Here is a 296-nt window from a genome sequence, read left to right as displayed (position 1 = left end):
CCACGGAAATTCGCGGCCCGGGCCTGGCCGAGCGCTACGGCGCGGGCCGCCGCCCGGAGCGCCGGCCGCTCGTCATCGTCCTCGCGGTGCTCTTCGTCGGGGCCCTGACCGCGTGGGCCGTGTGGGCCTCGCTCGGCAGCGAGCAGGCGATCGACGCCACCCTCACGTCGTACGACGTGGTGAGCAGTCACGAGGTGAGGGTGAAGATCAGCGCCCACTTCCGCGACGACAAGACCACGGGCACCTGCCTCGTGCGGGCCACCGCGCAGGACCACACGATCGTCGGCGAGCTCAAC

1 protein-coding gene is annotated in these 296 nt (G+C 72.3%); it reads left to right on the top strand.

Going from position 1 to position 296, the window contains the following annotated elements; all coding sequences use genetic code 11:
• Positions 1-296: DUF4307 domain-containing protein (locus EFL26_RS05840; RefSeq protein ID WP_148046642.1), on the top strand; the 296-nt coding region annotated here is incomplete at both ends.

The organism is Nocardioides pocheonensis (assembly GCF_003725535.1).
Classification (GTDB): domain Bacteria; phylum Actinomycetota; class Actinomycetes; order Propionibacteriales; family Nocardioidaceae; genus Marmoricola; species Marmoricola pocheonensis.
Note: the sequence above shows the minus strand (reverse complement) of the source record. Positions and strands in the feature narration are given on the sequence as shown.